This is a genomic window from Pseudomonas sp. DP-17 (assembly GCF_022380625.1).
GTDB lineage: Bacteria > Pseudomonadota > Gammaproteobacteria > Pseudomonadales > Pseudomonadaceae > Pseudomonas > Pseudomonas nitroreducens_A.
On the sequence record NZ_JAKSXG010000007.1, the window covers coordinates 105666 to 129439 of the forward strand.

At 64.5% G+C, this 23774-nt stretch carries 19 protein-coding genes; 9 read left to right on the forward strand and 10 right to left on the reverse strand.

All coding sequences use genetic code 11. The features are described from left to right. Nucleotides 1-2: 2 nt before the first annotated feature. Nucleotides 3-1313 carry an OprD family porin gene (locus tag MJ122_RS12830; RefSeq protein ID WP_239744434.1) on the forward strand — a complete coding sequence of 437 codons (1311 nt, stop codon included), beginning with the start codon at nt 3-5 and terminating at the stop codon, nt 1311-1313. Here the strand turns inward: MJ122_RS12830 and MJ122_RS12835 are convergent, their stop codons facing one another. Both MJ122_RS12835 and MJ122_RS12840 read right to left on the reverse strand, forming a co-directional pair. Then, a complete protein-coding gene (locus MJ122_RS12835) occupies nt 1314-1715 on the reverse strand; it encodes a hypothetical protein (RefSeq protein WP_017520892.1) in 402 nt (133 codons plus the stop codon). 240 nt (nt 1716-1955) lie between these two features. After that, nucleotides 1956-3959 (reverse strand): U32 family peptidase, encoded by a 2004-nt coding sequence (locus tag MJ122_RS12840; RefSeq protein ID WP_239744435.1) that lies wholly within the window; start codon nt 3957-3959, stop codon nt 1956-1958. 433 nt (nt 3960-4392) lie between these two features. Here MJ122_RS12840 and MJ122_RS12845 point away from each other — a divergent pair, with 433 nt between their 5' ends. Genes MJ122_RS12845 through MJ122_RS12855 form a run of 3 tightly spaced genes read left to right on the forward strand, consistent with a single transcriptional unit; the run spans nt 4393 to nt 7879 of the window. Next, entirely contained in the window at nt 4393-5409 is a 1017-nt protein-coding gene (locus tag MJ122_RS12845) for an alpha/beta hydrolase (protein ID WP_239744436.1), read from the forward strand. A gap of 57 nt (nt 5410-5466) precedes the next feature. After that, nucleotides 5467-6021, forward strand: coding sequence for an antibiotic biosynthesis monooxygenase (locus MJ122_RS12850; RefSeq protein WP_088421774.1), 555 nt, complete (start codon nt 5467-5469; stop codon nt 6019-6021). A gap of 19 nt (nt 6022-6040) precedes the next feature. Then, nucleotides 6041-7879, forward strand: a complete 1839-nt coding sequence (locus MJ122_RS12855) for an amidohydrolase (RefSeq protein ID WP_088421773.1) — start codon at nt 6041-6043, stop codon at nt 7877-7879. A 237-nt stretch (nt 7880-8116) separates the two neighbouring features. On the opposite strand, the gene MJ122_RS12860 is transcribed toward MJ122_RS12855, so the two are convergent. Further along, on the reverse strand, nt 8117-8875 hold the full coding sequence (locus tag MJ122_RS12860; protein WP_239744437.1) for an anti-sigma factor: 759 nt from the start codon (nt 8873-8875) through the stop codon (nt 8117-8119). Next, on the reverse strand, nt 8872-9381 hold the full coding sequence (locus MJ122_RS12865; RefSeq protein WP_239744438.1) for a sigma-70 family RNA polymerase sigma factor: 510 nt from the start codon (nt 9379-9381) through the stop codon (nt 8872-8874). The genes MJ122_RS12860 and MJ122_RS12865 overlap by 4 nt, the downstream gene beginning before the upstream one ends. Nucleotides 9382-9543: 162 nt before the next feature. Here MJ122_RS12865 and MJ122_RS12870 point away from each other — a divergent pair, with 162 nt between their 5' ends. The 3 genes from MJ122_RS12870 to MJ122_RS12880 are packed head-to-tail and all read left to right on the forward strand — an operon-like array spanning nt 9544 to nt 11380. Next, complete coding sequence (locus MJ122_RS12870; protein WP_239744439.1) at nt 9544-10581, forward strand: catalase family peroxidase; 1038 nt, start codon at nt 9544-9546, stop codon at nt 10579-10581. Continuing rightward, entirely contained in the window at nt 10581-11141 is a 561-nt protein-coding gene (locus MJ122_RS12875) for a cytochrome b (protein WP_239744440.1), read from the forward strand. The genes MJ122_RS12870 and MJ122_RS12875 overlap by 1 nt, the downstream gene beginning before the upstream one ends. Further along, nucleotides 11138-11380, forward strand: coding sequence for a DUF2790 domain-containing protein (locus MJ122_RS12880; RefSeq protein ID WP_239744441.1), 243 nt, complete (start codon nt 11138-11140; stop codon nt 11378-11380). Before MJ122_RS12875 ends, MJ122_RS12880 begins: the two co-directional genes overlap by 4 nt. 147 nt (nt 11381-11527) lie before the next feature. Here the strand turns inward: MJ122_RS12880 and MJ122_RS12885 are convergent, their stop codons facing one another. From MJ122_RS12885 to MJ122_RS12905, 5 genes are all read right to left on the reverse strand, one after another. Next, the gene (locus MJ122_RS12885) at nt 11528-12799 is read right to left on the reverse strand and encodes an MFS transporter (RefSeq protein WP_239744442.1); all 1272 of its coding nucleotides are present in this window, start codon (nt 12797-12799) and stop codon (nt 11528-11530) included. A gap of 54 nt (nt 12800-12853) precedes the next feature. Beyond that, nucleotides 12854-13918 carry a TIM barrel protein gene (locus MJ122_RS12890; protein ID WP_239744443.1) on the reverse strand — a complete coding sequence of 355 codons (1065 nt, stop codon included), beginning with the start codon at nt 13916-13918 and terminating at the stop codon, nt 12854-12856. 126 nt (nt 13919-14044) lie between these two features. Beyond that, nucleotides 14045-15538, reverse strand: a complete 1494-nt coding sequence (locus MJ122_RS12895) for a PLP-dependent aminotransferase family protein (RefSeq protein WP_239744444.1) — start codon at nt 15536-15538, stop codon at nt 14045-14047. Nucleotides 15539-15678: 140 nt separating this feature from the next. Then, nucleotides 15679-16362, reverse strand: a complete 684-nt coding sequence (locus MJ122_RS12900) for a hypothetical protein (protein ID WP_239744445.1) — start codon at nt 16360-16362, stop codon at nt 15679-15681. A 309-nt stretch (nt 16363-16671) separates the two neighbouring features. Beyond that, a complete protein-coding gene (locus tag MJ122_RS12905) occupies nt 16672-17712 on the reverse strand; it encodes a sterol desaturase family protein (RefSeq protein WP_239744446.1) in 1041 nt (346 codons plus the stop codon). A gap of 346 nt (nt 17713-18058) precedes the next feature. On the opposite strand from MJ122_RS12905, the gene MJ122_RS12910 reads away from it, so the two are divergent. Together MJ122_RS12910 and MJ122_RS12915 are read left to right on the forward strand one after the other, a co-directional pair. Further along, entirely contained in the window at nt 18059-20998 is a 2940-nt protein-coding gene (locus MJ122_RS12910; RefSeq protein ID WP_239744447.1) for a DEAD/DEAH box helicase family protein, read from the forward strand. Nucleotides 20999-21613: 615 nt separating this feature from the next. Further along, nucleotides 21614-22087, forward strand: a complete 474-nt coding sequence (locus tag MJ122_RS12915; RefSeq protein WP_239744448.1) for a phage antirepressor — start codon at nt 21614-21616, stop codon at nt 22085-22087. 178 nt (nt 22088-22265) lie between these two features. Here MJ122_RS12915 and MJ122_RS12920 read toward each other — a convergent pair whose 3' ends face one another. Beyond that, nucleotides 22266-23537 carry a RidA family protein gene (locus MJ122_RS12920; protein ID WP_239744449.1) on the reverse strand — a complete coding sequence of 424 codons (1272 nt, stop codon included), beginning with the start codon at nt 23535-23537 and terminating at the stop codon, nt 22266-22268. Nucleotides 23538-23774 lie beyond the last annotated feature (237 nt).

The window sequence follows — 23774 nt, forward strand, 5'->3', positions numbered from 1 at the left end:
CCGTGCTGCTGGCGCTGTCCGCGCCGGCGTTCGGGGAGGTGCAGGGCGAGTCCAGTGGCCTGATCGAGGACAGCCGCTGGAGTCTGCTCAACCGGACGGTGTTCGATCAGCGCGAATACCGCCACGGTGACCGCAACAGCGCCGCGCGCAACGCGTACAAGCCGCGCGGCGAGCGCAATGGCTACGCCGAGGAGTGGGCCTTTGGCCTGATGGGCAGCCTGCAGTCCGGCTTCACCCAGGGCAGCGTCGGGCTGGGGTTGGACGCCCATCTGTACCAGGGCGTGCTGCTGGACAGCGGCGGCGGCCGCGCCGGCAAGGCACGGCTGGTTGGCCTGGAAAACGACGGCCATCCCAAGGACAGCTTCGCCCGAGGCGGCGCGGCGCTGAAGGCGCGGGTCTCCGCGACGACGCTGTGGTGGGGCGAGCAACGGGTGAAAACGCCGGTATTCAGTTCCTCCGACAGCCGTCTGCTGCCGGAAACAGCGACCGGTTTCTTGCTCTCCAGCGAGGAGCTTTCCGGGCTGCGGCTGGTAGGCGGGCATTTCACCGAAAGCACCGACCGCAACGCCTCCAGCCATGATCGCGGCTTCGTGGTGAACTACTCCAATGGGCGCCAGGGCGATGCTTTCGACCTGGCGGGCCTCACCTATGCACCGCAGAAGAACGCGAGCCTGAGCCTGTTCACCTCGCGCTACGCGGAGAGTTGGCGCCAGGACTATCTCGGCGGCACCTTCAGCCAGCGGCTGGGCGATGCTCAGGACCTGTCGCTGAACCTCAATCTCTATCGCAGCCGGGATACCGGACAGGCGCTCTCCGGGCGTATCGACAACACCACCTGGAGCCTGCTTGGCGGCTACGGCCTGGGCGCACACCGGCTGAGCCTCGGCTACCAGCAGGTCGATGGCAACACGCCGTTCGATTACGTGACACGTGGGGCGATCTTCCTTACCAACGCGGTGCAGCTGTCGGACTTCAATGCGCCCAATGAGCGCTCCTGGCAGTTGCGCTACGACCTCGACCTGGCGGCGCTTGGCGTACCGGGGTTGGCGATGGCGGCGGCCTACGTGCGCGGCACGGACATCGACGGCAGCCATGTCGACCCGCGCGGCGGTTACGCGTACCTGGGCTACGGTGAGGGCGGCAGGCACTGGGAGCGAGACCTGATGCTCCAGTACCGGGTGCCGGAAGGCCCGGCGAAAGGGCTGCGCCTGGTGCTGATGCACAACACCCATCGAGCCAATGCGGCACAGGCGGAGCTCAATACCGATCAGTTGCGTGTTGCCGTGGAATACCCGCTGGATGGCGGCTTCTGATCAGAGCCCGCCGAGCAGGTCGTGGGAGTCCAGCAGGCGCCAGGCGATTTCCGGGTTCTTCTCCAGGCCCCGGCGGATCGCCGCGGGAATGGCCTGGCGGGTCTTGCGGCAGAGGCCGGGCTGTTCGTCGAAGTCGAACTCGATGCCGCGCATGCTGCGCACTTCGTTGAAGCCGGGGGCGATGTGCAGGCGGATGCCGAGCTGCTCGAAGAGCTTGTGTTGCAGGCGCTCCAGGTCCGCCAGGTCCTTGAGGTTCTCCAGGCGTTCCAGCAGGCGCTGCTCCTCGTGCCGCGTCAGCAGCAGGATGCGCAGGTCGGCGTTGGGGGTTTCCAGCAGGCGTTCCCGGTCGCAGTTGCAGGCGCCGGGCGGGCATTGCTGGCGGAGCGGGGGAGTGGTGGGCATGTCCCGATCATAGCGGGGGATCGGGGAATTGCGCAGGGGGTTGTGGTTGGATTCCGGCTGACTGCATGGCCCGATCTTCTGCCCAACGGTTCCCGCTCCCTTCAGAGGGAGGGTTAGGGAGGGGGAAGGAGGTTGGGCATGGCATCTGCGCTGATCCTGACCCCATGGCCCTTTCCCCAGCCCTCTCCCTGAAGGGAGAGGGGGTTATCCGAGCGCGCCGGCAAGCGGGTCCGCCAGGGCTTAGTGCGCCGGCTTGCGAATGGTCTTGAGCAGGTCTTCCGGGCTGATCTGCCCGACGATGTTGCTCACGCCTTCGCTGCCCGGTTGCGGCAGGCCGAGGATATGGCCCTTGATCTTGCCGATCACGTGCATCTCGCACGGCTTGCAGTCGAACTTCAGGGTCAGTACTTCGTCGCCGTGGATCAGCTGCATCGGCTGCACCTTGGTGCGCACGCCGGTGACGCCCTTGGCCTGTTTCGGACACAGGTTGAAGGAGAAACGCAGGCAGTGCTTGGTGATCATCACCGGCACTTCGCCCGTTTCCTCGTGGGCCTCGTAGGCCGCGTCGATCAGTTGCACGCCGTGGCGATGGTAAAACGCACGGGCCTTCTCGTTGTACACGTTGTACAGGAAGGACAGGTGCGACTCCGGGTAGACCGGCGGCGGGTTGGTCTCGGCCTTGCGGCCGCCGCGCGGGTGGGCCAGCACGCGGGCTTCGGTCAGCGCCTCGATGGCCTCGCGGCGCAGTGATTTCAGCTGGGAGTTGGGGATGAAGAACGCCTGCGGGGCGTCCAGCTCGATCCGGTCGGCGTGGTACTGGGTGGTACCCAGCTGGCCGAGCAGATCGTGCAGTTGCTCCAGCGCCTGTTCCGGCTTGTTGGCGGCGCCGAACGGGCCGTCGAGGGCGACGCTGACGGTGACGCCTTCCTCGCTGGTGGCGGTCAGTTCCAGGCGTTCCTCGCGCAGCCTGGCGACCCATGACAGGCCGACGCGGCGCTCGGCGGAGGTCTTCTGCAACGCCTGCTGCCAGTTGTGGTCCAGGTTGCGCGACAGCGGGTGGTTCGGGCGCAGGCGGTAGAGGCCTTCGGGCATCTCGTTGGGCTCGACGCGGTAGCGGTAGCGCTTCTCGCCGTCTTCCTCGAACTCGCCTTTGGGTTCTGCGATGTTGGCGCGGAAGCCGACCACTTCGCGCTTCACCAGCACGTTGAGGCCGTCGCCGTTGGACAGCGGGTCCCTGGTCACCACCAGCAGGTCGCGCTTGCCGACCTTTTCCACGGTGCCCACCGGCAGGCCGGTGAAGGTCGGCGAGTCGAAGGCGCCGATGTCGATCTTGCGCTCGCTGACGAAGTAGTCGGTGCTGCCGCGGTGGAAGGTCTTGTCCGGATCGGGCACGAAGAAGTGGTCGGTGCGGCCGCTGGAGGCGCGGGCGAGGTCCGGACGCTCGGCGAGGATGCCGTCCAGGCGCTGGCGGTAGTAGGCAGTGATGTTCTTCACATAGGCCATGTCCTTGTAGCGCCCTTCGATCTTGAAGGAACGCACGCCGGCATCCACCAGGGCACTCAGGTTGGCGCTCTGGTTGTTGTCCTTCATCGACAGCAGGTGCTTCTCGAAGGCCACCACGCGGCCCTGGTCGTCCTTCAGGGTGTACGGCAGGCGGCAGGCCTGGGAGCAGTCGCCGCGGTTGGCGCTGCGGCCGGTCTGGGCGTGGGAGATGTTGCACTGGCCGGAGAAGGCCACGCACAGCGCGCCGTGGATGAAGAACTCGATGGCGGCATCGGTCTCGTCGGCGATGGCGCGGATTTCCTGCAGGTTCAACTCCCGGGCCAGCACCAGCTGGGAGAAGCCGGCCTGGTCGAGGAACTTCGCCCGTTCCAGGGTGCGGATGTCGGTCTGGGTGCTGGCATGCAGCTCGATGGGCGGGATGTCCAGCTCCATGATGCCCAGGTCCTGCACGATCAGCGCGTCGACACCGGCGTCGTAGAGCTGGTGGATCAGCGCGCGGGCCGGCTCCAGCTCGTTGTCGTGGAGGATGGTGTTGATCGTGGTGAACACCCGCGCGTGGTAGCGGTGGGCGAACTCCACCAGCTGGGCGATATCGCTCACCTCGTTGCAGGCGTTGTGCCGCGCGCCGAAGCTCGGGCCACCGATGTAGACGGCGTCGGCGCCATGCAGGATGGCCTCGCGGGCGATGTGGACATCGCGGGCAGGGCTGAGCAGTTCCAGATGGTGTTTGGGCAAGGACATGGTTTCTTCTTTATCAGGCGTGCTTATCAGGTGTGCTTTTCAGGTAGGGCACGGGCAATCACGCATTGTACCGGCCAAACGCTGCGCCGGCATCCGTGGCGTGCCGGGCGGCGTAACCCCTGGTCGCCGGCGATCCGCGGACAGCGCCGCACCCGCTACCGCTCAGATCCTATCGGCTGACGCTTTGCAGGATGGCGTGGAGCGCAGCGATACCCATCAATCCGGCGTACCGGCAGCATGGATATCGCTGCGCTCCACACATCCTGCGTTTGTGCCTACGCGGGCACATCCGTTGTTCCCGGCACTTCTGCAACGCTGTTTCAAGCCCCCTTGCAAAACTGCAAAGTGACCCTGCAACCCTGTCTATTCCGCGCATTGCGGGCATGGATCAAGATTCGTTCGTCCGCTTCTCCCACTTTCAAGGAACCGAATCATGAACACCAAGCAATCCCTGCTCGCCGCCTCCCTCGCCCTGGCCATCGGCAACGTCTTCGCTGCCGGCAACCCCACCGTCGAACACAACACCCAGGCCTTCCTCGAAGCCCTGGAAGCCGGCAAGGGCCAGCCGTTGGAAACCCTCTCGCCCAAGGATGCCCGTGCGGTGCTGACCGGCGCCCAGGCTTCGGTGAAGGTCGACCTCTCCGGCACCCAGGTCAGCGAGAAGACCGTACAGACCGACGTCGGCCCGGTGAAACTGACCATCGTCCGCCCGGCCGGTGCGAAGGGTACGCTGCCGGTGTTCATGTACTTCCACGGCGGCGGCTGGGTGCTGGGTGACTACCCGACCCACGCCCGCCTGATCCGCGACCTGGTGGTGAATTCCGGTGCCGTCGCTGTCTACGTCGACTACACCCCGTCCCCCGAGGCGCATTACCCGGTGGCGATCAACCAGGCCTACGCCGCGACGAAATGGGTCGCCGAGCACGGCAAGGAGCTCAACGTCGACGGCAAGCGCCTGGCCGTGGCCGGCAACAGCGTCGGCGGCAACATGGCGGCGGTGGTCGCACTGATGGCCAAGGACAAGGGCACGCCCAAGCTGCGCTTCCAGGCCCTGCTGTGGCCGGTGACCGATGCCAGCTTCGAGACCGGCTCGTACAACCAGTTCGCCCAGGGGCACTTCCTCACCAAGCCGATGATGCAGTGGTTCTGGGACAGCTACACCACCGACCCGAAACAGCGCGCCGAGATCTACGCTTCTCCGTTGCGCGCCACCACCGACCAGCTCAAGGGCCTGCCGCCGACCCTGATCCAGACCGCCGAGTCCGACGTGCTGCGTGACGAAGGCGAAGCCTACGGTCGCAAGCTGGATGCCGCCGGTGTGGCTGTCACCTCCGTGCGCTACAACGGAATGATCCACGACTACGGCCTGCTCAACGTGGTGAGCAAGGTACCGGCGGTGCAGGCCGCCATGCGCCAGGCCGGCCAGGAACTGAAGGTCCACCTGCAGTAAGCCGCTTACCTCCCTCGCCACGGGGCGGGGGAGGCCACTTCTCTGGAGGGAACCCCATTGAACCAGCCCACGCAGCAAGAATCCGTCACCCTGATCATCCGCCACCGCGCCCGCCCCGAGAGCGTCGCCGCCTACGAAGCCATCCTGCGCGAGTTGACCCGTGCCGCCAGCGAGTTCCCTGGCCACCTGGGCGTGGACGTGATGCGCCAGGGCGAGCATTTCACCTCGGTGCTGCGCTTCGCCAGTGCCAACGAACTGCAGGCCTGGCTCGACTCGCCGCAGCGCCGCGAGCTGATCGAGCGCGCCGACCCGCACCTGATCGACGGTGAACAGAAGGAGCTGCACCGCGCCCACGAGTTCTGGTTCACCACCCCGGACAACCCGCAGAAGCAACCGCCACGCTGGAAGCAGGCCGCCATTTCCTACCTGGTGATCCTGCCGCTGGTGATGCTGGTGCCGCAGCTCTGGCGCCCTCTGTTCACGCAGGTCCCGCTGCTGGGCGGCTTCGTGCCGGCCAACATGCTCATCGTCGCGACCATCGTCCTGCTGGTGGTCTACGTTTTCATGCCACGGGCCACGCGCCTGTTCTCCGCCTGGCTCAACGCCCGCTGATCGAAAGAGGAACATCGCCATGTACGCCGACCTGATCCTGACCAACGGCCGCTTCCACACCGTCGACCGCGAGAAGCCCGAGGCCACCGCCGTGGCCATCGCCGACGGCAAGTTCATCGCCGTGGGCACCGAGGCGGAGGCCATGGCCTTGCGCGCCGGCGCCACCCGCGTCATCGACCTCAAGGGACGCACGGCCATCCCCGGCCTCAACGACTCGCACCTGCACCTGATCCGCGGCGGGCTGAACTACAACCTGGAACTGCGCTGGGAAGGCGTGCCGTCCCTGGCCGACGCCCTGCGCCTGCTCAAGGAACAGGCCCTGCGCACGCCGTCGCCGCAGTGGGTGCGCGTGGTGGGTGGCTGGAACGAATTCCAGTTCGCCGAGAAGCGCATGCCGACCCTCGAGGAGCTGAACCAGGCGGCGCCGGACACCCCGGTGTTCGTCCTGCACCTGTACGACCGCGCACTGCTCAACCGCGCCGCGCTGCGCGTCGTCGGCTACACCAGGGACACCCCGAACCCGCCCGGCGGCGAGATCGTCCGCGACAGCAAGGGCGAGCCCACCGGCATGCTGGTGGCGCGGCCCAACGCGATGATCCTCTACGCGACGCTGGCCAAGGGGCCGAAACTGCCCTTCGAGTACCAGGTCAACTCCACCCGCCAGTTCATGCGCGAGCTGAACCGCCTGGGCGTCACCAGCGCCATCGATGCCGGCGGCGGCTTCCAGAACTACCCGGATGACTACCAGGTGATCGAACAGCTGGAGAAAGACAACCAGCTCACCGTGCGCATCGCCTACAACCTGTTCACCCAGAAGCCCAAGGAAGAACTGGCCGACTTCAAGAACTGGACATCCAGCGTCAAGTACGGCCAGGGCAGCGACTTCCTGCGGCACAACGGCGCCGGTGAGATGCTGGTGTTCTCCGCCGCCGACTTCGAGGACTTCCTCGAACCGCGCCCGGACCTGCCCGGCACCATGGAGGCCGAGCTGGAGCCGGTGGTGCGCCACCTGGTCGAACAGCGCTGGCCATTCCGCCTGCACGCCACCTACGACGAATCCATCTCGCGCATGCTCGACGTGTTCGAGAAGGTCAACCTGGATATCCCGTTTAACGGCCTGCACTGGTTCTTCGACCACTGCGAGACCATCTCGCCGAAGAACATCGAGCGGGTGAGGGCGCTGGGCGGCGGCATCGCCATCCAGGACCGCATGGCCTTCCAGGGCGAATACTTCGTCGACCGCTATGGCAAGCAGGCCGCCGAAGCGACCCCGCCGATCAAGCGCATGCTCGCCGAAGGTGTGCCGGTGGGCGCAGGTACCGATGCCACCCGTGTTTCGAGCTACAACCCGTGGACCTCGCTGTACTGGATGGTCAGCGGCAAGACCGTCGGCGGCATGGAGCTGTACCCGGAGGGCCTGTCCCGCACCACCGCGCTGGAGCTGTACACCCAGGGCAGCGCCTGGTTCTCCAACGAACAGGGCAAGAAAGGGATGATCAAGGTCGGGCAGATGGCCGACCTGGCGGTGCTCTCGGCGGACTATTTCAGCGTGCCGGAGGAAGAGATCAAGGCCATCGAATCAGTGCTGACCGTGGTCGACGGCCGCGTGGTGTTCGGCAGCGGCGACTTCGAGCGCCAGGCGCCGACGGCGATTCCGGTACTGCCGGACTGGTCGCCGGTGGCCAAGGTCCCCGGCCACTGGCGCCCGCAAGCACCGCTGCAGAATGCCGTGCACCAGTGCGTCGGCTCCTGCGGAGTGCATGGCCATAGCCATGAACGCGCCCGCCAGTCGAGCGTGCCGGTGAGTGACTTCCAGGGCTTCTGGGGCGCCTTCGGCTGTTCCTGCTTCGCCTTCTGACGAGGTAAGGGTCCGGTCCCCGGGGGCCGGATACCGATCGCGGACGAAGTGCGCTCCTACGTATCGGGAGAGATCAACGTTCATCCCGCGCGCAGGAGCGGACTCCGTCCGCGATAATTCAGCGCTCGCTCCGTCACAGCATGGATTGCGTCGCCCACGTCACTCCAATTCAACCGGCGAGCGCCCCGTTGGAGGGGGTGGAGCACCGCGATACCCATCGGCTCCACAGCCCGCCCGTTAGAACCCCACCAACTGCCCCACCGCCTGAGCCTGCGGATCATCGCTGCGGCTCACCAGCGCATAGTTGTAACCGCCCTGGCTCCAGTAGCGCGCCAGCAGGTCGCCGTCGGTGCGCTGTCCCTGCGGCAACATCTCATGGCGTGGCCCTGGCGGGCGAATGAAGAAGGTCAACCGCCGGCCCTGGCCATCCTCGTAGATCACCAGTGCCGCCGCACCCTGTTCGGTGGCGAGCAGCCGCGCGCCGACGGTCTTCAATCCCACCTGTTCCAGCGCCGGCGGTGGCGGGGCGTCTTTCAGGTAGCGAGCCAGCCAACCATGCAGGTCGCCTCCATCGCGCAGGTCCAGCCCGTTCTGACTGGCGTCGGCAAACAACCGGTAAGCCTGCACCGCATCCTGCATCGGCAGCATCCCGCGCAGCATCGCATCGCCACGCATCTGCCAACCCCCCATGCCGCCGACGCCCAGCGCGATCAGCAAGGCCGCCGCCGTCGCCAGGCGCGAACGTCTGCGCTGCCGGATCTGCCGGCGAATCCGCGCCGGGTCCAGTTGCTCGGGAATGGCTGCGCGTGCCTGACCGGCAAAGGCCGCGCGCAGCTGCTGTGCATCCTGGCGCCAGCCTTCCACGCGGCGGGCGTCGTCCGGGTGCGCAGTGAGCCAGGCTTCCACCCATTGGCGACGGGCGGGCTCCAGCTGGTCGTCGATGTAGGCGTGCAGATCCTGTTCCTGGGGAATGCCGTCCGGAATGCGTTCGTTCATTTCAGTACCCGCAAAGAAGGGGCCGCCGTCTGGCCTTCGCTCAGCGTGCGCAGCGCCGTGCGGGCGCGCGACAGGCGGGACATGACGGTGCCCATGGGAATATCCAGTGCCTCGGCCACCTCGCGATAGCTCAGGCCCTCGACGCTGACCAGCGTCAGCAGCGCGCGTTGCTCGGCGGGCAGGCGCTCGAAGGCCTCCAGCGTCGAGCGCGCGCTGACGATGTCCTCGGGCGATGCGCTGACCGCGCTGTCCGCGCCGAACAGGCTGAGCAGGCGTGCGTAGCGTTTCGCCCGGCGCTGCCCGTCGATGAAGTGCCGGTACAGGATCGAGAACAGCCAGGCGCGCAGATCGCCATCGTCGCGGCGGCCGGTCCAGGCCGACAGCGCCTTCTCCAGGGTGGCCTGGACCAGGTCGTCGGCGCTGCTCGCGCTGCGGGTCAGCGACAGGGCGAAGCGCCGCAACCGGGGCAGCAGTTCGCGCAGTGAATGGTCGTCCAGTGAGTGCATCGGGGCGCCAGGAATGGGTGGGTTCGAGCGAGAAAGACGACCGCCGCGGCGATCTATTCCCTTCTCGGGGAAAAATAATTTATTCGCCATCGACGGGAATAACCCGTCGCACGGTGCGTCGTACCGGCTCAACGCATTCAGCCTAAGCCTGAGGAGCTGGAAATGACAGAAACCCCACCCAACGTGCCCCTGCGCCTGGCGGCCATCGGCGCCGTGGTACTCGGCGTGGCCGCCGTCTTCGCCTACGTCGCCGGCTGGCTCGACCCGCAGCGCCTCACCCCGGACAAGGTCATCAACACCCTGGAGCACAACGGCGGAGTCTACCCCGGCTACCGGCGCAACCATGCCAAGGGCCTGTGCGTGATCGGCCACTTCGACAGCAACGGCGGCGTGGCCGACCTCTCGCGCGCCAGCCTGTTCTCCGTCGGCCGCGTACCGGTAGTGGGGCGTCTCGCCATCCCCGGCGGCAACCCCAAGGCCAGCGACGGCGCCGCGCCGATCCGCAGCCTGGCGCTGCGCTTCCAACCCGCCGACGGCCAGGAATGGCGCACCGGCATGAATGCCATGCCGGTCTTCGTCGTGCGCGACGTCGCCAGCTTCTACGCCCTGCAGCAGGCCACCGCGCCTCAGCCGGGCACCGGCAAGCCGGACCCGGAAAAGGCCGGCGCCTTCTTCAAGTCGCACCCCGAGACCCAGGCCTTCCTCCAGTGGGCCAAGTCCTCGACGCCGTCCTCCAGCTATGCCAATAGCGCCTACTACAGCCTCAATGCCTTCTACCTGGTGAACAAGGACGGCAAGGAGCAGCCGGTGCGCTGGTCCGTGCAGCCCGAAGCGCCGGTCGAGCCATTGGCCGCCGACAAGCGCGGTGATGCCGACTTCCTCGCCGACGAACTGGCCCAGCGCATCGCCGCCGGCCCGCTGCGCTGGCGCCTGCAGTTCACCCTGGGCGAACCCGGCGACAGCACCGTCGACCCCACCCAGGCCTGGCCTGCCACCCGCCGCACCGTGGACGCCGGCGAACTGGTGATCGAGCGCCTGCAGCCGGAAATCGGCGGTGACTGCCGCGACGTCAACTACGACCCGCTGATCCTCCCCGACGGCATCCGCGCCTCGGACGACCCGCTGCTCAGCGCACGCTCGGCCGCCTATTCGGAGTCCTTCAACCGCCGCACCCGTGAGCAGGCCCAGGAGACCCACTGATGAAACCGACTTACTTCCCGCTCACCCTGCGGGTGCTGCACTGGCTCATGGCCGTGCTGGTGCTCGCCATGCTGCTGATCGGCCTGGGCATGGTCGCCAGTGTTTCGCCGCGCCACGCTGCGCTGGTTGCCATCCACAAACCCCTGGGCGCCGCGTTGCTGGTGCTCGTACTGCTGCGCATCCTGGTGCGCCTGACCCACCGCATCCCCGCGCTGCCCAGCGACATGCCCGGCTGGCAACGCAGCGCCGCACACCTCTCGCACCTCGTGCTGTACGGCCTGCTGCTGGCCCAGCCGCTGGTGGGCTGGACCATGCAATCCGCTGGCGGCTACCCCGTCGTGCTCTGGGGTGGCTTCGAACTGCCGGCGCTGGTCTCGCCGTCGGTGCAGCTTCACACCGTCCTGCACAGCGCCCACACCGTTATCGCCTACGCGTTGCTGGCGACCATCCTCCTGCACCTTGCCGCCGCGCTGTTCCACTGGCTCATCCGCCGCGACGAAGTCCTCCCGAGCATGACTGGCGCGCCCATGCCCAACGACCCAAGCGGAAGACGGCCATGAAAGTACTGATCGCATTGGGTTGCTTCGCCATCACCGGCGCGGCCCTTGCGGCGCCGGGCGTACCGGAGGCGCAGGACTACCACTACGGCCAGAAGCTCGATATCCAGCGTGTGGTGCAGCCGGCGGACTTGAGTTTCTGCGGTATCCGCGAAGTGGAGATGGTCAACGAGGACAGTGCCGGACAACTGCATCGCCTGCGCTACCCGGCGTGGGGGCAGTTCTGCGTCAATGAAGGGTGAACGCTTGTCGGCGAAGAGGAGCGAGATGCCAGGGGCTTTCCCGTGAGTCGCCGCCTTCAGCGGGCCGCATGAGGTACGGAGCAAGCCGGCCGTACTCCGGCAGACCTACCAGCCACCGCAAGTGGCTGGTAGTCGGTTCCTCTCAGGTTACGCCAGCGCTTGCGCCCCCGGCGCCGCCGCACGCTTGTTCACCAGCCGCTGCAGCAGGCCGGAAACCACCACGCCCACCACCGCCAGTATGCTCATCAGGCTGAATACGTAGGTGTAGCCCTGTTCGCCCGGATACTGGTCGAGCAGCGAACCGTAGATGATGTAGGCGAACATGCCCGGCGCGTAGCCGATCAGGCAGCCGATGCCGAAGGCCGAGCCGGTGATGCGCGAGGGGATGCCCACTTCGCTCATCGGCGCCCAGAACACGCCGCGCATGGTGAACACCACCAGGGCGAAGGACAGGGTCGCGGCCATGCCGGCATAGATGTAGCTCTCGCCACGGGGAATGCTGAGGATCACCAGCATCAGCGGCAGCAGCGCGACGAACGCCCACTTCAAGTAGCGGCTCGGGCTCTTCAGGCGCTTGTCGGCGACGTAGCCGCCCAGCGGGCCGCCGAGCACCTTGAGGAAGTACTGGTTGATGATGCCGTAGGCGCCCACCAGCGCCACCGGCAACTGGTACATGTCCTTCAGGTAGGGGATGAAGTAGGTCAGGCCGCAGTAGACGATGTAGACCATGAACACGTTCAGGCTGACCAGCCAGATGCCCGGCGTGCGTACTGCTTCCAGCAGGCCGGAGAGCCCCTGGGTTTCAGCCTTGGCCGGGGCTTCGCCATTGGCCTTGGGGGCTTCGCGCAGCAGGAACAGGGTGAGCACACCCACCAGGATATCAATGCCCGAGTAGAACAGGATCGCGGCTTTCAGGCCGGCGGCGCCGGAGCCCAGGGCGACGAACACGCCCAGGGCGGAGAACGCCACCAGGGTGTCGACCACACCGCGTCCGCCCTCGAGGAATCCGAACATGCGGCTCTGCTCGTCGTCATTGCCCAGGTTGCGGATCGCCTTGAGCAGCGAGGGCCAGAAGATGCAGTCGGCGCAGATCGCCAGCAGGCTGAAGACGATCAGCAACTGGCTGTAGCCGGGGAAGGTCGCCAGGTACACACCCAGCGCGCCCATGCCGATCAGGCCGACGGGGATCAGCCGGCGCGTTTCGAAGCGGTCGGCCAGGAAGCCGCCGACCACGAACAGCGCGGTGGCGACTATGGCGTTGACGCTGAGCAGGGTGCCGATCTGCGTGTGCGTCAGCCCCATGTGTTCCTGCATGGGGATATAGAAGGCGTCCTTGAGGTTGGCGAGCTTGTAGATGGTACCGCCGCCCAGAACCAGGACGATGAAACGGAGCCACTTGGCTTTAGCCTGTGCTGTCATTGTTGTTCTCCACCGTTTACGGATAAGGGTTGGCCGCCGGGGCGGCCGTCGGAATCAGGCGGCGTCGGCCAGGGCCAGTTCGGCCAGCAGGCGGAACGCGTTCAGCAGCCCGCGCACATGGCGCACCTGGTTGTTCGCCCAGCGGTGCTCGTCGGCCAGCATGCGTTCCAGGCTGTAGCCCGGCGGCAGCGGCGTTTCGCTCATCTCGCGATAGGGAATGAAGGGGTCGGCGGCCTCGTCGCTCTGGCGGAAGGCCGGGGCGATGTAGTGGTTCTCCTGCTCGAGGATGAAGGCCACCACCTGCGGCGCGTCGTCGCCGAGCAGCAGCAGCTCCAGCAGCATCCGCGCTCCGGGCAACTGGTCCTCGGGGCTGCCCTGCAGCACGCCGTAATGGCCGAATCCGTTGGCCTCGGGCACCACGCGCACGCCCTTGAGGTGCACCTGGCGGATGAACGGGGCGAGGTGGGCCAGCGCGGGCAGCGGGCGCTCGCAGGCGTTGATCATGTTGCCGAAGTCGAACAGCGCGTTCAGGCGCGGATGCCCGACCTTGTGCAGCAGGGCGGCGATCTCGTCGCTCTTGAGCTCCTCGTGCTGCTCGAAGTCGAAGTTCAGGTCGTGCTCATCGGCGAGTTGCGCCAGGCGTCGCAGGTCCACTTCGATCAGGTCCATCACCCGCGACAGATGCCCCTCGTAGCGCGAGTAGACGCGGATGTTGCGGCTGCCGATGGCCAGGGCCACGGCCACCGCCTGGTCGACGTCCTCGGGGCGGGTGCTGCTGATTTCCACATGCAGGGCGAGGCCCAGGCTGCGGGCCTTCTCGCCGAAGGCGGCGAGTTGCTCGGAAGTCATCTGCGACAGGCTGTTGTGCTCGCCGTCCAGCAGGTGCAGGGAGAGACCGTCCAGTTCATGGCGGTAGGCGAAGTCGAGCATGTCGCCGGGCGTGACCCGGCCCTGGGTCAGGTTGGTCAGCAGCGGGTAGCCGTGGGCGAACAGGCGCAGGCTGTCGAGACGATCGAGCAGGCGGCGGGCGAGTTCGGGAGTCAGCAGGGGCGGGGGCGTATCTGCGGGCGCGGCGTTACGCGCCAGCAAGTCGGCGAATCGGGCTTGGATAGCATTCATTATTGTCATTCCTGATAGCGACGCCGGGGTGGCCGGCGGTGCTTTTATCGCTCCGGAATGGTGCTATCCCTATAGCCATTATTGTTTTGTTCGTATGACCACTTTGCCGACCGCTCCAGGTCGGCCTCAGGACTTGTAACCCATCGCCTTCAGTGCCCGGGCAAACTCCTGCACGCGGCGCCCGGCCTGCTCCTCGGGCACCGCGGCAAAGCCCAGCAGCAGCCCCGGCGGCAGGTCATTGCGGATGCAGTAGTCGCGCAGGGCGTAGGTGTACACCTCATGCTCGGCCAGGCCCCTCGCGACGGCGGTATCGTCGCTGCCCTCGGGCAGCCAGCCGAGCAGGTGCAGCCCGGCTTCGGCGGGCGTGGGCGTGAGGAAACCGCCCAGCTCGCGCTGCAGCGCCTCCAGCACGGCGGCCTGCCGCCCCTGGTAGAGACTGCGCATGCGGCGAATATGGCCGAGGAAGTGGCCGTCCTGCATGAAGTCCGCGGTGGTCGCCTGGTGCAGCGTCGACGGGCTGCGGTCCATCACCGCGCGGATGGCGCAGAACGGCTCCACCAGCGCCTCGGGCAGGATGACGTAGCCCAGGCGCAGCGAGGGGTAGAGCACCTTGCTGAAGGTGCCGACATAGATCACCCGCTCCCAGGCATCCAGCGCGAACAGCGCCGGCAGCGTGCGGCCCACGTAGCGGAATTCGCTGTCGCAATCGTCCTCGACTATCCAGCCCTGGCTGCGTCCGGCCCAGTCGATCAGTTCCTGCCGGCGCGCATAGCTCATGGTGGTGCCCAGCGGGTGCTGCCGCGACGGCGTGGTGAACGCCAGCCGCGCATCCGGCCGCTCGCGCAGGCCCTGCTGCACGTCCAGCCCTTCTTCGTCGATGCGCAGCGGCACCATTTCGCAGCCCTGCGCCTGGAAGGCGATGCGCGCGGCGATATGGCCGGGGTCTTCCATCCAGACGCTGTCGCCGGGGTTGAGCAGCAGCATGCCGAGCAGGTTGAACGCCTGCTGCGCGCCGGAAGTGATCACCACCTGGTCGATGCTGCACTCGATGCCGCGCGCGTCGAACACATACTCGACGATGGCCTCGCGCAAGCGCTGCAGGCCCTTCAGCTCGCCGTAACCGAGCGATTCCTTGGTCCCCTTGCGCAGGTGGCGGTTCATCAGGCGCTTCCACACCCGCATGGGGAAGGCGTCGTAGGCCGGATGGCTGGGCAGGAAGGAGGTGGGGCAATCCGGCGCCCAGGTGCTGTACGAAACGCCGCTGAAGTGCTCGCTGCGCAGCGAATGCACCGCCTGGCTCAGGTTCGACAGGCGCGGCGGCTTGCGCGGCGCATCGGCGGCGCTGCGCCCCTCCCATTCGCTGCCGACGTAGGTACCGGCGCCCGTGCGCGAGGCCAGGAAGCCCTCGGCGGTTAGCTGGTCGAAGGCGTTGAGCAGCGTGATGCGCGACAGCCCCAGCTCCTTGCACAGCGTCCGCGTCGACGGCAGCCGCGTTCCGCCGGGCAGCCGGCCGGAGAGGATCTGCTTGCGCACCTGCAGGTACAACTGGCGATAGAGGGGAATCGGGCTGGAGCGATCCAGCTCGATGCCGGTGAGCAGCATGCCGCCGGGCGTTTTCATTCGGGGTGTGCCTTGCGCGATAGCGAGACCGGAGTGGCGGATTGTGCCCTGGCGTGGGGGGGAGGGGTATTGCCGGTTGGCGGTGGCGCCGAGGATTGCTCATCGACGCCGCGCAGGTGGCAGGGGATCGGGTTCGAGCGTCAGTATCCGCGTGATTCATCCAGCGCCGGCCCGCTCTCCCGCGCACTCGGAGCCTGTTGGGGCACTGAGTGTGCCTGGCGTTTGCGCGCCCATTTGACCAGCCGGCTCATGGCGATGAAGCCAGCAAAGATCAGCATCGGGTAGGCGTAAAGCAACTCGCCCAGGCTGTACTTCCAGGCCAGCGGACGACCGACACCGAGCAAGGCCGCGTAGAACCAGGAAACCGCCGAAACCGTGCCCGCAAGGATGCTCAGGGCCCGCATGCCCGGTTCGAGCTGCAGCAAGGACCCCGCCCGGATCAGAGCGGGCATGACCACCGAATGCAACAGGCTGCCGTTGACCGTGAGCAGGGCGACGATGAGGACCTTGGCCTGCAGCTTGGGGTTCAAGAGGTACTCCAGCCCCTTGGCGGACATATCCAGCAGCACGATGAGCGCGCCGGAAAACCAGAGCATCTGCAGCGCCAGGGTGATGGTGCGCTTCAGCGTCTCCAGGGGCGCCTGCTCGAGGTGAACCGAATCCGAACCCTTCAGGAGCTGCTTGACCATGGCGAAGTCACTGGTCAGGACCAGGCCAATCGCCACGCAACAGGCGATCAGGTGGGTGTAGACCACACCCAGGCGAACGAACTCCATGACTGCTTCGCGCTGCAGCAGCGAAGTCACTACGTGAACGAATTCCATGATTTTTCTCTTGTTTTTGGAATGGGCCGCCGGCTGTGCGGGGCCATGACGAAGCGTTGGGTGGGGTCTTGCGAGCTGCCGTGCAGGTTGGTCCATGTGCGGCGGAATGTTATTTGCAAATAATTCTTACTGGCAAGAACAAAAAGCAGTACCCGCGTGCCGATTCGACGGCGCGCGCAGGTGTGTTCGGGCGTACGGATTGCAGGAGTTCAGGGGGCTTTCCGGCGAAGGGCTGAGCTGGACGAAACCGTGAATGGCAGTAGTGCCTAGGTATGCGCGAGCAGAACCTTGGCGGGAGAAGGATGCCTGCTATGAAGCAGGCGCCCGAGTCGTATCGGGTGTGGTCGCTCCAGCGCGTGGAGTCCTGCGAAACTTCCGCACCGTCTCCACAAACGGCGTCACGATCAGGCTCCACAGCGACGAATACTTCTCGTCATCCTGCTCCCCGGCACCGAATCGGATGGGCTCCGGCGCGCGCTGGGTGACGTAGAGCGTGCCGAACATCCAGTCCCACAGCGACAGGTTGATGCCGAAGTTCCGGTTGAAGTGGCGGGGCGCGTCGCTGTGGTGGATCTGGTGCTGCGCGGGGCTGTTGATCACGTGTTCGACCAGCGGCCCGAACGACAGCCACACATGGCTGTGGCGCAGGTTGGTCGCCAGCACGTTGAACAACAGGATCATGTAGGTCACGCCGAACAGCGTATAAGCGCTGATCTGGCCGCCGCAGGCGTACCAGAAGATGCCGGCGTAGGCGCCCAGCAACACGATCCCGGCCAGCTTCGCCGCCACCTTCTCCACGAAGTGCACGCGGCTCGCCGTGATCGACGTCAGCACCGCCGCCGAGTGATGCACCTTGTGGAAGGCCCACAGCCAGCGCGAGTGGAAGGCCCGGTGCACCCAGTAATTCTTGAAATCGCTGACCAGGAACACCCCCAACCCATAGAGCAGGGAAAGGCCGAGGTTCTCGCCCACCTGCGGCCGCGCACCCCACAGCTGGGTAAAGAAGGCGATGTAATCGCCTGAGCGCAGGATGTAAGGATCGACAAGCCTGACAATGGGCACCAGCAATGCCACATTGAGCATCCCGCGCACCAGGTAGTAGCGGTAATCCAGCAGCGCCGAGCGATGGAAATTCACCCGTGCGCCGCCGATGAACTGCCAGAACGACGCCGCCTGCGTCAGCCCGCGCTGCCGGCGATAGTGGAACAGGGCGTAGGCGATGGCGTAAGAACACAGCAGGAACACCACGCCGACGCGACCGCTCAGGTCGAAGAGGCCGGAGAGCTGGTTGGCCACGGGCTCAATGACGAGGGTGGTCAGGTGCTGGTGGAAGTGAGGGAGATCAGGCATGAAGAGTTACGCGCTGCTGAGCACTGCACCAGCATATTCGTGCTGTGGCAGTTGCAAAAGGGGCAGGGTAGTTGATTGGACAGGAGGACTCCGGCGCGTGGAGACGAATGCTGTGATGGGTTTGATTTCATCAATTGATGTCGCGTCAGCAATCGGCCAGAAGCGGACACTCATCTATGCTCGATGCCAGGCCCACTGCTCAAGGATGAACAAAGATGCCTTATGTCTAAGAGGTTAAGGTCATGCAAGCCATAGGCAATAGGCAATAGGCAATAGGCAATAGGGGGCGTGCTACCATATCGCCACCCTCTCCCCCAGAAGTCTTTTCTGCCTCCAGGGAATCGCCATGGACGATGTAGTGATAACGCATTTGGATGTGTACCAGAGCTGGCAAGATCATCTCTTCAATTTCAGTCTCGACGATCCCAAGACGAACGCACCCGGGCTGCGCAAGCCGCAACTGGCTGCGCTTTATGCCACCCTGGGGCACTTGGTGGTTGATCCCTCTTCGACCGCCACAGTGGTCATGCCGACCGGTACAGGGAAGACCGACACCATGCTTGCGCTGATCATCGCTGCGAGGATGGCCAAAACATTGATCCTGGTTCCCTCGGACGCTCTCAGGACTCAGTTGGTGGGCAAATGCGCGGAGATGAAGACGCTCCGTACCGTGGGGGCAGTATCGGAAACCGCGCGCAATCCCATTGTCGCAGCCATCGATTCGAAGCTGTCAGAGGCGCAGGTTGCTGAGTTGGCCGCAGCCAACATCATTGTGGCCACTCCCCAGGCCCTGCTGCTATTCGAAGACGCCGCCTTGGGCGCACTGGTGAACATGTGCAGTCATCTGATGATCGATGAAGCTCACCATGTCGTGGCAGCCAGTTGGAACCGAATCAAAACCGCCTTCAGGGGCAAACCTTGTATTCAGTTCACAGCGACGCCATTCCGGGAGGATGGTCTGGCGCTGGCCGGCAAGATCATCTACAACTACCCGCTCCGGGATGCGCAGCTTGATGGCTATTTCAAAGGCATCGAGTTCCATCCGGTACGAGAATACAACCTCAAGCTGTCCGACCAGGCCATCGCAGACAAGGCTGTTGAGCTGCTCCGGGCTGACCTCAAGGCCGGGTACAACCATTTGATGATGGTGCGGGCCAAGTCGCACAAGCGGGCGACAGACCTGTTTGAGATTTATAAGCAGCACGCCGACCTAACGCCAGTCCTGATTCACAGCAATGTGCCAAACCGATCCAGGGTGATGGCTGAGATCGTGAAGAAGAAGCATCGGATCATCGTCTGCGTCGACATGCTTGGCGAAGGCTTTGATCTGCCCGAGCTCAAAATTGCAGCCATTCATGATCAGCACCAAAGCCCTGCGGTGACGCTCCAGTTCATCGGCCGGCTGACACGGGTAGATGCGACCCTTGGTGATGCCAAGTTCGTGGCGAACATCGCGAACCAGAAGACCGACCACCAGATGGCTGACCTCTATAAGGAGAGTGCTGACTGGGGTGCAGTCATTCGCAACGTGAGCGAGCAAAAGGTCAGCCGAGAAATTGAGAAGGCGGACTTCAACGAGCAGTTTGCTGACGGTGACGATGCCCAGGTGATCTTTGGGCTGAACCCGAACCCCAAAATCAGCGCCGTGGCGTATCACGTCTCCCCTAAAGACTGGACACCACAGCGGGCGCAGCATCTGGATGGGCGCAGAGAAACACTGCAGTTCATCTCGATCAATGATCAGGCCGATACCGTCATTGCCGTTACTCGGCGAGAGACGCTGGTTGGGTGGGCTCAGACCGAAGAAATCGTCGATACCAACTGGAATCTGTACATCGCTTTCTACAACAAGGCGCAGAAAACCCTGTTCATTCACACTTCGGGGGACGACACACAGGCAACTCGCTTTCTGAACCTGGTGGCCAAAGACTCTCGTCGCATCAATGGTGAGCCGGCCTTCCGTACGCTCCACGACATCAAGCTGATGAAGCTGCAGAACGTTGGCCTGTCCCGCGCCCGGAAAGACCTGCGGTTTACGATGCACGTGGGGCGCGATATCAATCAGGTGATCAGCGATATCGAGAAGGGCAATGCAACAAAGTCCAACATCTTTGCCACCGGTTTTGAGGATGGCGAACGAACCACGGTGGGCTGCTCGCACAAGGGCAAGATCTGGGAGATGAACTCCTCTCCGATCAACTACTGGGTCGAGTGGTGCAAGCGCATGTCGGTCAAACTCAACGACAACACCATCGACCCTGCTGACGTGCTCAAAAATGTCATGCGTGCTGACCAAATCAAGGACAGATGGCCAGAAGGCCTGTTCTACGCCGACTGGCCTGTGTCGATCGCGATCGAAAACGAGCAAAGGATCTCGCTGTATTTTCAAGGAGAGACTTTCAACCTTCTCGACGTCGAGCTTGGTATGCCTGAGTACAGTGGTGCGCGGACGCTGGAGATCCCCGTCTTGGTCGCGGGTAACGATGGTGAGGAGCGTCGCCTCACTTCTATCGCCATCAAGCTGTTGGAGGATGGATACAAAACCTCCTGCCCAGGCGTGAAGATCCTTTACCCCCACGAAATGCCACTGGATACCTACCTGGATGCAGAGCCGCTTGTATTGCTCAAGGTCGACGGTTCCATGGTGCAGGGCAACTACCGTCAGTACTCGCTCAACAGCATGGATGTAAAACTGCCTGCCGGTTTGCTCGAACCCTGGGACTGGGGCACGACGAAAATCCATCAGGAGTCCATGCGTGCGGAGCGACGTAAGGACTCGGTACAGGGCTTCACCTTTGACAAGATCGCTGATGACTACTCCTTCGTCTTCAACGATGACGGCAAAGGCGAAATTGCTGACCTGGTGGCAATTCGGGAAAACAAGGACGCCATCTACGTCGACCTTTACCACTGCAAATTCTGCCCTATGACGGATGGCGTGGCTGCGCCTGGGGCGCGAGTCGCCGACGTCTATGAGGTATGCGGTCAGGCGTCGAGATCGGTGAAATGGCTGTACACGGGCGATAAGTTCTTCAACCGACTGATGGATCGCTACCAGCAATCACTGCTGAAGGACTTCGACAGAATCCTGAAAGGCACGCCTCAGCAGCTGGAGATACTGCGCAACAAATGCCACGACCATGAGCTGATCTTCAAATTTGTGATCGTCCAACCCGCGATATCAGCGAAGAAGGTGTCGAAGGAGCAGTTGGCCGTCCTGGGAACGAGCTACTCATACATCAAGAGCATCTCGGGCTCGGACATCAAGGTCATTGTTAGTCCTTAATTGACTTGCACCAGCGGAATAGCAGCTGATTCCGCTGATGTCATGCTGTGATTCGCGCCTCCGATACCGACTTCGCTTTCGCCATCGCAAGCTTGTGGCAGCCTGAAGCGTCCTAAACTTCCACAAGGTGCTCGATCACCGCTTCTGGCCCAGGCTGCGTAAAAACGTTTTCACGAACGATCGCTGCTCAGAAAATAAGCAAATTTCGCGTAGCAGCGTGAGTCTCGAAATTGAGCGGGCGTTTTTACACAGCCTCGGCTGGTTTCAGCCCCCTCCCGAACGGCTGCTAAGGGTCGGTAGCGGCCTCTCGCCGGCACGTCCGATGGATGACCTGGCTTGACCTCCTCCGGCCTTACCCATAACCTCCCGACGCCCCTGTGAAAGCGACAGGGGTCGGGTTTGGCGACTCGGAAAACTACCTAGGCGCGGTGACGCTTTGTCAGACCGTGACGTGTCAGCACGTCCGCGGTTCTGTGCTATGGCGGGCCGCACAGGGAGACCTTCGGGTCTGCCGGGACCTAGGTAGCCGGTTCGCCAACCCTGTGTGGCTCTGCCTCCCTCATCGTTTGGCGACGATCAGGGCGGTGGTTTCTCGAAACTACCTAGGAAAAGCATATGGACGACATCTACGTTCCCACCGTTTTCCACCGCTACAACCGTTCCCTGCGCGGCGTGCTGATCGACAACCAGCCCTGGTTGGTCGCCCGCGAGCTGGGCTATCTGATCCGCGAGCGGGTCGAGTCTTACGTTCTTCGTCTGGATGAGGACCTTTTTCGCGAAGCGCGCCTGGTGACGGGTGGTGGCGAGGAGGTCGCGTTGCTGGTCAGTGATTTCGGCGCCTTTCATGTGCTGCATCGGTTTCGCGATCCGGAGCATCGGGAGTTGCGCAAGTGGATCACCGGGCATGTGTTGCCGGTGCTGAGGGATCAGGGGCCGGGCAGGGCGGGATTCCCGCAGCGCATGCAGGCAAGAGGGGAAGGCCGGGCGCTGGCGGTGCTGGATTGGCAGGGCGAACTGTGGGTGCCGATGGAGGAGGTGCCTCGGTTGATGCGCGAGGAGCGGCGGGGAAGATGGTGGCGGAGGGAGTGATGCCCGTGCTGCGTTAAGTGGGTTCGCGAGCAAGCTCGCTCCTGCAGGTTCAGGGGAAGGTCGGCGCTGGACGCTGCCCTCTCCCCAGCCCTCTCCCTGCAGGGAGAGGGGGCCGTTTGGCGTGTGGGGATGGGGTGGAGTCAGCCGGTCAGAAACGGTGATTCCGGCTCTGGCGCGTTCACGCAGCCGGCGGGGTGCCTTCGGCGTTGGCGACCACGGCGTCGATCTGGATTGCCGCGCCCTTGGGCAGGGCCGAGACGCCAACGACGCGGCGCGCCGGAGTGCCGCCCGGGAAGTAGGTGGCGTACACCTCATCCACTGCGGCGATGTCGTCGATGCGGGTCAGGAAGACGTTGACCTTCACCACGTCGGCCAGCGCATGGTCGATGCTTTCGACGATGGCCTTGAGGTGCTTGAAGCACTGTGCGGCCTGTTCCTTCACGCCGCCTGCCACCAATTCACCGGTCTTCACGTCCAGCGGCAGCTGGGCGGAGATGTGGTTGTAGTGGGAGAAGGCGACCGTCTGGGTGGAGTAGGGGCAGCGCGGTGCGGCGTCGGTGTTGTGGGCCTTGATGACGATGCCGTGGCGGTCTTCCACGGCTTGCGGCGGGGTGCCGTCGCCATGGGAGACCACGGCTTCGATTTGCACCAGGGCGTCCAGCGGCAGGGCATTCGCCTGCACCACGGTACGCGCCGGGAAGTAACCGACGGCGCGGGCGATGGCCGAGTCGGGGAAGAAGGTGGTGTAGACCTGGTTCACGGCATCGACGTCGGCAAGGTTCTTGACGAAGACGGTGATGCGCACGATGTCGTCGAAGGGCACGTCGATGCCTTCGAGGATGTTCTTGATGTTGCGCAGGCACTGCGCGGTCTGTTCCTTGATGCCGCCGGCCACCAGCTTGCCGGTGCGCGGGTCGACGGGCAGTTGAGCGGAGAGGTTGTTGTAGTGGGAGAAGGCGACCGACTGGGTGGAGAGTGCATTCAGCGGCGCGTTCTCGGTGCTGCCTTCGACCTTGATGAGGTCGCCGGCTTGCGGGGCGTTGGGGATGGTGCCTTCGCCGCAGGTGATGAGGGCTTCGACCTGCACCTTGGCGCCCAGCGGCAGGGCTGACACCCCAACGGTGGTCAGGGTCGGCAGGTAATCCGGGAAGAAAGCGGCGTGGACCTTGGCGACGGCTTCGGCGTCGGCGATGTCGGTCAGGAAGATCGAGATGCGCACGCTGTCGTCGAGCGTGTGGCCGATGCTTTGCACCACGGCCTGGAGGTTCCTGTAGCACTGCTCGGCCTGCTCCTTCGCGCCGCCAGCGACCAGTTTGCCGGTGGCGGGGTCGATGGGAAGTTGTGCGGACAGGTTGTTGTAGTGGGAGAAGGCGACGGTCTGGGCATACGGGCCGATGCCCTGGGGTGCCTTGTCGGTGTTTCTCGCCAGTACTGCGTTGTAGCCACTCATAGGGTTGCTCCCTGGTCTGCTGGGAATCCGTGGGTTTCGTGGCAAAGGCTAACGTCGCTTCGCTATCGGTCGTTGCCACTGTTGGTCAGACGACGGATATCGAACTCGTCGAGAGGTGCGCAGACTATCGGGTCAAGGAGGGCGACCCCTTTGACTTAAGGCAAGGGTAGTGGGGTCTGTTTACCGGGTTGTTTCAATTGGCGATGGGCGTTAGTCGGGATGGTTTGCACGCGTTTC